Annotated in this window: 10 protein-coding genes and 1 pseudogene; 5 read left to right on the forward strand and 6 right to left on the reverse strand. The window is 31.8% G+C overall.

The window, feature by feature from the left end; all coding sequences use genetic code 11:
• A pseudogene (locus LDL23_RS00660) lies at positions 1 to 301 on the forward strand (insulinase family protein); the annotation flags it as partial.
• A 12-nt stretch (positions 302 to 313) separates the two neighbouring features.
• Positions 314 to 2,365, forward strand: coding sequence for a pitrilysin family protein (locus LDL23_RS00665; protein ID WP_291263980.1), 2,052 nt, complete (start codon positions 314 to 316; stop codon positions 2,363 to 2,365).
• Between the two features lie 50 nt (positions 2,366 to 2,415).
• Here LDL23_RS00665 and LDL23_RS00670 read toward each other — a convergent pair whose 3' ends face one another.
• Positions 2,416 to 3,285: an EamA family transporter gene (locus tag LDL23_RS00670; protein WP_026725349.1), complete on the reverse strand. Its 870-nt coding sequence runs from the start codon at positions 3,283 to 3,285 to the stop codon at positions 2,416 to 2,418.
• A 110-nt stretch (positions 3,286 to 3,395) separates the two neighbouring features.
• On the opposite strand from LDL23_RS00670, the gene LDL23_RS00675 reads away from it, so the two are divergent.
• Positions 3,396 to 3,764 carry a heavy-metal-associated domain-containing protein gene (locus tag LDL23_RS00675; protein ID WP_291263981.1) on the forward strand — a complete coding sequence of 123 codons (369 nt, stop codon included), beginning with the start codon at positions 3,396 to 3,398 and terminating at the stop codon, positions 3,762 to 3,764.
• 32 nt (positions 3,765 to 3,796) lie between these two features.
• On the opposite strand, the gene LDL23_RS00680 is transcribed toward LDL23_RS00675, so the two are convergent.
• The 5 genes from LDL23_RS00680 to mutY are packed head-to-tail and all read right to left on the reverse strand — an operon-like array spanning position 3,797 to position 7,736.
• Positions 3,797 to 4,351 carry a hypothetical protein gene (locus LDL23_RS00680; RefSeq protein WP_291263982.1) on the reverse strand — a complete coding sequence of 185 codons (555 nt, stop codon included), beginning with the start codon at positions 4,349 to 4,351 and terminating at the stop codon, positions 3,797 to 3,799.
• A gap of 27 nt (positions 4,352 to 4,378) precedes the next feature.
• Positions 4,379 to 4,936 carry a gliding motility lipoprotein GldD gene (gene gldD, locus LDL23_RS00685; RefSeq protein WP_291263983.1) on the reverse strand — a complete coding sequence of 186 codons (558 nt, stop codon included), beginning with the start codon at positions 4,934 to 4,936 and terminating at the stop codon, positions 4,379 to 4,381.
• Positions 4,937 to 4,938: 2 nt separating this feature from the next.
• Positions 4,939 to 6,231 carry a gliding motility-associated protein GldE gene (locus LDL23_RS00690; protein ID WP_291263984.1) on the reverse strand — a complete coding sequence of 431 codons (1,293 nt, stop codon included), beginning with the start codon at positions 6,229 to 6,231 and terminating at the stop codon, positions 4,939 to 4,941.
• Between the two features lie 15 nt (positions 6,232 to 6,246).
• Positions 6,247 to 6,648, reverse strand: a complete 402-nt coding sequence (gene ssb / locus LDL23_RS00695; RefSeq protein ID WP_291263985.1) for a single-stranded DNA-binding protein — start codon at positions 6,646 to 6,648, stop codon at positions 6,247 to 6,249.
• 38 nt (positions 6,649 to 6,686) lie between these two features.
• Positions 6,687 to 7,736: an A/G-specific adenine glycosylase gene (gene mutY / locus LDL23_RS00700; RefSeq protein WP_291263986.1), complete on the reverse strand. Its 1,050-nt coding sequence runs from the start codon at positions 7,734 to 7,736 to the stop codon at positions 6,687 to 6,689.
• Between the two features lie 131 nt (positions 7,737 to 7,867).
• Between mutY and LDL23_RS00705 the strand changes: the two genes are divergently transcribed.
• Both LDL23_RS00705 and LDL23_RS00710 read left to right on the forward strand, forming a co-directional pair.
• Positions 7,868 to 8,161: an HU family DNA-binding protein gene (locus tag LDL23_RS00705; RefSeq protein WP_008254909.1), complete on the forward strand. Its 294-nt coding sequence runs from the start codon at positions 7,868 to 7,870 to the stop codon at positions 8,159 to 8,161.
• Between the two features lie 261 nt (positions 8,162 to 8,422).
• Positions 8,423 to 9,973, forward strand: coding sequence for a ribonuclease E/G (locus LDL23_RS00710; protein WP_291263987.1), 1,551 nt, complete (start codon positions 8,423 to 8,425; stop codon positions 9,971 to 9,973).
• Positions 9,974 to 10,000 lie beyond the last annotated feature (27 nt).

The following is a 10,000-nucleotide window of genomic DNA, read 5'->3' on the forward strand; positions in this document are numbered from 1 at the left end:
AGAAATTGATGAGGAAATTGCAAAAATGCAAAACGAATTAATTTCTGAAAAAGATTTCCAAAAACTTCAAAATAAATTTGAAAGCAACTATGTAAGCAATAATGCTTCTGTTGAAGGAATTGCTGACAATTTAGCTACTTACTATATGTTATATGGTGATATCAATTTAATTAACACTGAAATCGATATTTATCGTTCTATCACAAGAGAAGAAATTAGAGATGTTGCAAAAAAATATCTAAACTCAAACCAAAGAATGATTTTAGATTATGTTCCTGCTAAAGACAAAGCTCAAAACTAAGATTTGAAGAATATGAAAAAATTTATATACATAGCAGCCAGTTTATTTTTAACAATAACTATGCAAGCACAAGACAGACCACAACCAAAAGCGGGACCAGCTCCTACAACTAACATTAACAAGCCTCAAAGTTTTGTTCTTAAAAACGGTTTGAAAGTTTTAGTTGTGGAAAATCACAAATTACCACGTGTTTCTTTCAATCTAACATTAGACAATCCACCTTATGCTGAAGGAAATAAAAAAGGAGTTTCTGATATCTTAAGTGGAATGTTAGGTAACGGAACAGAAACAGCTACTAAAGATGCGTACAACGAAGAAATCGACTTCTTAGGAGCGGACATCAACTTTTACGCTTCTGGAGCTTCAGCAAATGGTCTTTCTAGATATTCAAAAAGAATTTTAGAATTAATGGCAGATGGTGCATTAAACCCATTATTTGACCAAAAAGAATTCGAAAAAGAAAAAGAAAAAATCATCGAAGGTTTAAAATCAGATGAAAAAAGCGTTACTGCTATTGCTCGTAGAGTAGAAAACGTATTAACGTTTGGAAAAGAACATTACAAAGGAGAATTCACTAGTGAAGAAACTTTAAAAAATGTAACATTAGAAGACGTTGTTATGAATTATAACACGTATTTCGTTCCAGCAAATGCTTATTTAGTAATTGTAGGAGATGTTAACTTTAAAGAAGTTAAAAAAGAAGTAGAAAGACTTTTTGGAACTTGGAAAAAGGCTACTGCTCCACAGTTAACTTATTCAAATCCTAAAGACGTTCAATATAGCCAAATCAACTTTATTGACACTCCAAATGCAGTACAATCTGAAATCGCTTTAGTTAACTTGTCTAACTTAAAAATGACAGATAAAGAATATTTTTCAGTTTTATTAGCTAACCAAATTTTAGGTGGTGGCGGTGAAGGAAGATTATTCTTAAACTTACGTGAAAAACATGGTTGGACATACGGAGCTTACTCTTCAATTGGAGCTGGAAAATACATCAACAAATTCCGTTCAAGTGCTTCAGTTAGAAATACAGTAACGGATAGTGCAGTTGTAGAATTTTTCAATGAGTTAAAAAGAATCAAAACAGAATTAGTTTCTGAAGAAGATTTAAGAAATGCAAAAGCAAAATATGTAGGTAACTTCGTAATGCAAATTGAAAAACCATCAACTATTGCAGGTTATGCTTTAAACAAGGAAACTCAAGGTTTACCTGAAGATTTCTACGAAAATTACATCAAAAACATCAACGCAGTTACTGCAGAAGATATCAAAAATGCTGCTAACAAATATTTCTTATCTGATAAAACAAGAGTGGTTATCGTAGGAAAAGCAGCAGATGTTTTACCTGGTTTAGAAACAATGAGTAAAAGAGAAAAATTACCAATTTTCTACTTTGACAAATATGGTAATCCAACAGAAAAACCAGAAGTTAAAAAGCCAATTCCTGCAGGAGTAACAACTCAAACTGTACTTAACAACTACATCAATGCTATTGGTGGCGAGAAAGCGGTTAAAAATGTAAAAACGTTAGCCGTAATGTCTGCCGGAACTGTTCAAGGAACACCTTTAGAATTAGTAGTAAAAACAGCTCCTAAAAAATTAGGCGTTGAAATGAAGGCTATGGGAATGGTAATGATGAAACAAGTTGTTAACGAAAAAGAAGCTTACATGGTACAACAAGGTCAAAGAAAAGATTTCAAAGACCAAGATTTGAAAGACATGCAAGATATGGCAGGTAATTTTAAAGAATTATCCTTATTGACAGACAAAGACGTTACTTTAACAGGAATCGAAAACATTAATGGAGCAGATGCTTACGCTATTAAAAACGGAAAATCTACTTATTACTATGATGTAAAAACTGGATTTAAAGTAGCTGAGGCTAAAGACGTTGAGCAAGGCGGTCAAAAAATGACACAAACTACTTACTATCAAGACTACAAAGATGTAAAAGGGTTGAAATTCCCATACAAAACCATCATGAATGTTGGTATCGAAATCGAATTAATTACTACTGAAGTTAAAATTAACGAAGGTGTAACTGATGCTGATTTCAAATAATAAACAAAACATGAAATTCAGAAAGCGCTCAAGAAATTGGGCGCTTTTTTTTATTTCTTACTGGAAAAATAAACTCCGACTAAAACAACTAAAGCACCTAATAATTGAATTACCGAAAGCGTTTCATTCATAAATAAATAACCTAAAACAAAAGCTACTACCGGAATAATATAAGTTACCGAAGAAGCAAAAACAGGTGATGAAAGCTGAATCAATTTAAAGAATAAAATATTTGAAAATCCAGTTCCGACGATTCCTAAAATCGCAATAAAACCTAAAGAAGTTTGCACTTTAGTTTCATGAATGATATCAAAAAAACCAGTGAAATACAAAACGATTAAAGCCGGAAAAAACATAATTAAAAAGTTTCCTGTACTAATGGTTAACGGCTTTAAATCAGATAAGTATTTTTTAATTAAGTTGACATTGATACCATAAAAAATCGAAGCAATTACAATTAAAATTGCGTAGTAATAGTTTTCAGTAGTATTTTCTCCATCACCAAATAACACTAACAAAGCACAACCGATAAAACCAATAATAACTCCAAAAACTTGACTACGTTGCACACTCATTCCAAAAAAAAGCAATCCAGCTAAAAGAGTATTCAAAGGAGTTAATGAATTTAAAATCGAACTAATAGAACCATCAATTTTTGAAAGTGCAAAAGCAAATAAAAACGCTGGAATAAAGGTGCCACATAAAGCTGTTAGCGCAATAAATTTCCATTTATATAAGGGAATTTGAGGAATTTGTTTGAATCCAACAACAATCAAAAACATAGCTGCAAAAAGAATTCGCAAACTCCCTAATTGCACCGAATTCACACCTTTTAACCCCAATTGCATTAAGATGAAGGAACTTCCCCAAACGCAGCCTAAAAAGCCTAATAAATACCATTTTGTCGAATTGTTTTCCATAGCGCTAAATTGTTCGTCAAAATTCAGGCTTTATTTTGAAAATAGCACTATGAAATTTTGTAATTTTGCATAGTCTTTATTTAGAGACTTTTAATTTAACATTTATAGATATGAAAAATTTAAAAAATATTGGTTTAGCGCTTTTAATGACACTTTCATTAGCAAGTTGCAAACAAGAAAACAAAGAAGTAGCAGTTGAAGAAACTAAAAAAGAAGCCGTTTCAGAAGCTGATTTAGCTAAAATGCAAACTGCAAGTTTTACTATCGATGGAATGACTTGCGCTATGGGTTGTGCTAAAACTATCGAAAACAAATTAGCAGAACAAGAAGGTGTTGGACAAGCGGTTGTGGATTTCGACACTAAAATTGCTACTGTAAAATTCGATGCTGAAAAACAATCGTTAGAATCTCTAACTAAAACCATTGAAGGTGTTGCTGGTGGTGATTCTTACAAAGTAACGGAATCGAAAAAAATGTAATAAAAAACGCCCTGAGATAATCAGGGCGTTTTTTATTTCCAACATCTAATAATCATACATTTTAATTCATCGTTTGGATAAATTAAAGTGTAAATTGAATTACTTCCATCATAACAATCATTAGTATTATTCTCCTTTTGAATCTGATTAATTTTTTTACCTTTTTTTAAATTTTCAAAAATTATTTTTAAATCAGAATGCAAATATTCAGTTTCTATACCAGGAACTTTTGATTTATATTCTTTAAGGGCAGATTCAAATCTATCTTCATATTTACTTTCATTCATATTAAGCCTAAATTCAATATATTTTTCTTTAGAAAATATTTGAACAAAACTTGCAGGACAACCATCGCAAGCAAAATCATGTTTTTCAATAATTAGAATTGTATCATTTTTGTTTTGTTGATGTAGTTCAATTATATCCTTAATATATTGCTTTCTAAAATCAAACTGCGACTCTATTTCATTTGAAAATTTACCAATATTAGACTTATGACATTTATAAATCTTGTCATTAAGTGAATCATTATTGATTAATAATAACACAATTGAAATGATAAATGATATCAAATTGACTTTGATCATTTTTGTAAATTAGAAATTAATACAAATTTATTTCCATTCCAAAGTTTCCATTATCTTGCGCATATCTTCTTTTAGATATTGAGCGGCAGGCAAAATGGAATCGAAATTAGGTTTTGCATAAAAATAAACACTTCCAACGATAAAGTTTTTAGTGCTATCGGTAGCATAAAATTGCGCATTAGTCGCGGCATTACCTCCTACTTCGTAAAACATTCCGTAAACCTTTTTCTTGCCATTAATAAAAGGTTGTTCAACAATGTCATCTGCTTTTACAACGTGATTGTAAGTAAGTGTTTGAGCATCGCGTAATAATTTATCTATATCGTTGTTTACTGATTTGTGAGTCAAGTAAATCGTAGCTTTCATCTTTGGATAATTGATTTCAAAAGCACATGATTTGTCTTTTATCAAGGCTAAATTATTTTTCTCAAAAGTAAAGGAACAATTAGAATCTAATTTAGAATATTTCGCTTTTGGATATTCTAAACTTAATTGTCCTTTTGGTTTTGGCAATGTTTCATCTCCACAAGAAATCAAACTTAAAAACAATCCCAAACAGCTTAATTTTACTATATTTTGTATCATAATTACAATAACGTAACTTTTATTTGTTTTATTCTTCTCTTATCTACATTTTCGATGGTAAAAATAAGATTATGGAATGTTATTTTCTGTCTTTTCTTTGGAAAATTTCCAGAAATCTCAAGTAAGAATCCCGCTAAAGTCTCGGCTTCACCTTTTTTACTTTCAAATTCATTTTCATCCACTTCAATAATTCGATAAAAATCTTTCAAGCTGATTTTGCCTTCAAAAAGGAAATTTTTATCATCAATTTGAGAGTAAATTAAATCTTCATCGTCAAATTCATCACTAATATCGCCTACAATTTCTTCCAAAACATCTTCTAAAGAAATAATTCCCGAAGTTCCTCCATATTCATCTACCACAACCGCTAAGTGACTTTTCATGCCTTGAAAATCTTTCAACAAATCGTCTAACTTTTTGTTTTCTGGAACGAAGAATGGTTGGCGTAATAATTTGGTCCATTCAAAATCTTCGCTATCGATATGGGGAATCAAGTCTTTAATAAACAAAATTCCTTCAATTTGATCAATATTTTCTTTGTAAACTGGAATTCGAGAATAGCCTTTCTCAACTATTTTTGGCATTACTTGAGCAAAAGTTTCTTCGATATTTAAAGCAAAAACATCAATTCTTGGACTCATTACTTGGCGCACTTCGGTGTTTCCAAAAGTTACAATTCCTTCTAAGATTTTTTGTTCGCCATCAGTTGTATCGGTTTGCGATGTTAATTCTAAGGCTTGTGAAAGTTGGTCAACCGAAAAATTCCCCTTTTGTACATTGAGTTTCTTCTCGATAAAAAGAATTCCGTTTCGCATCGGAACACTGATTGGAGATAAAATATTATTCAAAATCGAAATCGGAATAGCTACTTTTCTTGCAAAAACCATATTGTTTCGATTGGCATAAATTTTTGGCAAGACCTCACCAAACAACAATAGAAAAAATGTAACTAAAACCACTTCAACTGTAAAACGTAATGCATAAGATTCAATTCCATCAAAAAAGCGTTCACTAATTGATGAGAATAAAATAACAACTGCAATATTTACAAAATTATTGGCTACTAAAATTGTAGCTAATAGTTTTTTTGGCTTTTCTAACAAATTAGAAATTAGCGTTCCACTATTGTAATCTTTGTTTGAAATATCGTCGATATCTTTTTGAGATAAAGAAAAAAGTGCCACTTCTGAGCCCGAAATAAAGGCAGAACAAGCGAGCAATACCACAATTGCTAGTATTCCAAAAAGGAATTCAAAGTCTATAGAATAAAGAAAACTGGCCGGATCAGGATCCAAATTAAATCAATTTAGTTAAACATTAAAATCATCAGGAGCACTACCTGTTGGTAAAGACGACTTGCTTAAATCGGTCTCTTTTTTGGTGGTTAAGAATGTAAATTCGGTTACCTGAATTTCAGTAGTGTACTTTGTAGCACCATCTTCTGCTTGCCATTGACGCGATTTGATTCTGCCTTCAATGTAAATTTTATCGCCTTTAGAAAGGTATTTTTCGCAAATTTCGGCTGCTTTATTTCGAACAACAATGTTGTGCCATTCTGTAGAAGTAATTTTTTCTCCGGTAGTTTTGTTGATGTATACTTCGTTTGTCGCTAAAGGAAAACGTCCAATACAATTACCACCTTCAAAGTAATGCATTTTAACTTCGTCACCTAAATGACCTATCAAAATAACCTTGTTTAATGTTCCGTTCATGGCTTATATGTTTATTAGGGTTAATCAAAAATAGTAATTTAAAGTGAATTACAATAATTTGCAACAATAAAATTGTGAATTACTATTGGAAAAGGAAGTTTTTCAATTTCCGTAATTGGTTTTGAATCAGGTAATTTTGAATCGAATTGTACTTCAAAAAAGCGAATATTCAAATGTTGGTGCGACAACTTATGCAGTTTAACATCGTTGTGAAGTGATATAACTTCAACAGGTTTCAAATTGAAGAATTCCATTTTGGAAACTTCTTCGATAATTTCATTTTCCGACAATTGACTTTTGGTTTCAAAAACTGGAAATTCATATAAGTTTTCCCAAATTCCTTTTCCTTCCCGCTTTTGAACGATAAAATTGGAATCCGAATCTTTTAAGATTAGATAATTTAAATAACGTGGTGTGACCTTTGTTTTCTTAGTTTTAACCGGAAGTTCATTTACTTTTTTATGTTGAAGTCCGGCACAACTCGAATTTAAGACACAAGCTTCACAATTTGGATTTTTCGGAACACATTGCAACGCACCAAACTCCATAATCGCTTGGTTAAACAAGGCAGGATTCTTTTTATCTAATACTTCTTGCGCTAATTGCTGGAATTCGGTTTTAGTTTTTGGTAAAGAAATATCGCTCTCTACATTAAAATAACGACTTAGAACTCTAAAAACATTTCCGTCTAAAACCGCAACAGGCTCGTTATATGAAAAAGAAGCAATGGCTGCAGCGGTGTATTCACCAACACCTTTTAATTTTAATAAGTCTTTATAATTAGATGGAAATTCGCCATTTAATTCAAAAGCGATGTATTTTGCAGTTGCATGAAGGTTTCTAGCTCTTGAATAGTAGCCTAAACCTTGCCATAATTTTAAGACTTGTTCTTCATCAGCATTAGCTAAGTCAAAAACGGTTGGAAAAGCTTCAGTAAAAGACAGAAAATAAGGCAAACCCTGCGCCACTCGTGTTTGTTGTAACATAATTTCTGAGAGCCAAATCCAATACGGATTGGTCGTATTTCGCCATGGTAAGTCGCGCTTGTTTTGTAAATACCAATGAATTAAAGAGTTAGAAAATTCCATGATTTTATATTGGGACAACAAAAATAAATCTTTAGTAATTAAAATTTAATCAATTAAGGTTGAATTATTGTTTTTTTAATTCTTATATTTGCAAACTCAAAAAAATACACAAAATATAAATACGAAAGAAAATGACGAAAGCAGATATCGTAGCGAAAATTTCAGAAAAATTAGGACTTGAAAAAGGAGATGTTCAAGCAACAGTTGAGACTTTTATGGAAGAAGTGAAAAACTCGTTAGAAACTGGTGACAATGTTTATTTAAGAGGTTTTGGAAGTTTCATTATCAAAACAAGAGCTGAAAAAACAGGAAGAAACATTTCTAAAAATACTACAATTAAAATCCCTGCACACAACATTCCAGCATTTAAACCTGCTAAAGTGTTTGTAGAAAGCGTTAAAGAAAAAACAGAAGTTACAGTATAAAAACTATTTATTAATCTAAACACCAACATGTTATGCCAAGTGGTAAAAAAAGAAAAAGACATAAGGTAGCAACTCACAAACGTAAGAAAAGAGCGAGAGCAAACCGTCATAAAAAGAAAAAGTAGTTTAAAACTACTTTTTCTTTTTTAGAAAAAAGTTCATTGAAATGAATCAATTTAAATATTGATTCCCAGGTACAACTGCCTGTAAAAAATGTTTAATCCATCTGTTCGCCTTGGCGAATGGATAAAAATGTACTGCATGAACAAAGAGTTAATTATTAGATCTGGTTCAGACGCTGTAGATTTTGCCTTATTAAAAGATGGAAAACTAATAGAATTACACAAAGAAGAAGAAAAGCAAAGCAATTTTGCGGTAGGTGATATTTTTATCGCTAAAATCCGTAAACCTGTGGCTGGTTTAAATGCCGCTTTTGTGAATTTAGGTCATGAAAAAGATGCATTCTTGCATTATCACGATTTAGGTCCCAACTTACCTTCTTTGATGAAATTTATTAAACTTGTAAGCGCAGGTAAATTAAAAGATTATTCACTCAAAAATTTTCCTTTTGAAGCTGAAATTGATAAAGATGGCACTATAACCGATATTCTTAGCGCCAATCAATCCGTTTTAGTTCAAGTGGTTAAAGAGCCTATTTCGACTAAAGGTCCTAGAATTAGTTCTGAGATTTCATTAGCCGGAAGATATGTGGTTTTAGTTCCTTTTTCAGATCGCGTTTCTGTTTCGCAAAAAATAGAATCGAGAGAAGAAAAAGATAGATTAAAACGATTGGTTCAATCTATCAAACCAAAAGGATTCGGCGTTATTGTGCGAACAGTAGCCGAAGGCAAAAAAGTAGCCGAACTTGATAAAGATCTACAAACACTGCTCGACCGTTGGTCAGCAATGAGCAGAAGATTACAAACTGCACATCATCCATCAAAAGTATTAGGAGAACTTAACAAAGCTTCTTCTATCTTAAGAGATGTATTTAATGATACCTTCACAGGGATTCATGTTGATGATGAAGATTTGTATCTTGAAACGAAGGAGTATTTGCAAGAAATAGCTCCCGACAAAGTGTCTATCGTAAAACACTATCAGTCTAAGGAACTGCCTCTTTTTGAGAAATACAATATTGAACGACAAATAAAAACGTCTTTTGGAAAAACAGTTTCCATGAGCAAAGGTGCTTATTTGATTATTGAACATACCGAAGCTTTACACGTTATTGACGTGAACAGTGGAAATCGTTCAAGCAAAGCAACTAGCCAAGAAGATACTGCTCTAGAAGTTAATATGATTGCTGCAGCTGAAATTGCACGTCAATTAAGACTTAGAGACATGGGCGGAATTATTGTAGTGGATTTCATTGATATGCAAAATCCAGAAAACCGCAAAGTATTGTACGACTTCTTAAAAGAAGAAATGAGTGACGATAAGGCCAAGCATAAAATCTTGCCTCCTAGCAAATTTGGATTAATTCAAATTACTAGACAAAGAGTTAGACCAGAAGTTAATATTAAAACAAGAGAAGAAGACCCTAACAATGAACATGGGGAAATTGAAGCTCCAATTTTAATTATCGACAAAATAGCGTCTGACCTTGAACGCATTATAAAAGACCATAAAAAAGTTGTACTTAATGTACATCCGTTTGTGGCAGCATACCTTACTAAAGGTTTTCCATCCTTACGTTCGAAATGGTTTTTCGAATATAAGAAATGGGTGAAAATTATACCTCGTGACGCTTACACGTATCTAGAATATCACTTCTTCGATAAAGAAGGAAATGAAATTATAGTAAAATAATATGGGATGTATCCTGTAAAAATAAAA

Source organism: Flavobacterium sp. (assembly GCF_020217025.1).
GTDB lineage: Bacteria > Bacteroidota > Bacteroidia > Flavobacteriales > Flavobacteriaceae > Flavobacterium.

Bases quoted from the DNA above. Each gene is read 5' to 3' on its own strand.
- LDL23_RS00665 (WP_291263980.1), top strand. From the start codon at position 314: ATGAAAAAATTTATATACATAGCAGCCAGTTTATTTTTAACAATAACT.
- LDL23_RS00670 (WP_026725349.1), bottom strand. From the start codon at position 3,285: ATGGAAAACAATTCGACAAAATGGTATTTATTAGGCTTTTTAGGCTGC.
- LDL23_RS00675 (WP_291263981.1), top strand. From the start codon at position 3,396: ATGAAAAATTTAAAAAATATTGGTTTAGCGCTTTTAATGACACTTTCA.
- LDL23_RS00680 (WP_291263982.1), bottom strand. From the start codon at position 4,351: ATGATCAAAGTCAATTTGATATCATTTATCATTTCAATTGTGTTATTA.
- gldD (WP_291263983.1), bottom strand. From the start codon at position 4,936: ATGATACAAAATATAGTAAAATTAAGCTGTTTGGGATTGTTTTTAAGT.
- ssb (WP_291263985.1), bottom strand. From the start codon at position 6,648: ATGAACGGAACATTAAACAAGGTTATTTTGATAGGTCATTTAGGTGAC.
- mutY (WP_291263986.1), bottom strand. From the start codon at position 7,736: ATGGAATTTTCTAACTCTTTAATTCATTGGTATTTACAAAACAAGCGC.
- LDL23_RS00705 (WP_008254909.1), top strand. From the start codon at position 7,868: ATGACGAAAGCAGATATCGTAGCGAAAATTTCAGAAAAATTAGGACTT.
- LDL23_RS00710 (WP_291263987.1), top strand. From the start codon at position 8,423: ATGAACAAAGAGTTAATTATTAGATCTGGTTCAGACGCTGTAGATTTT.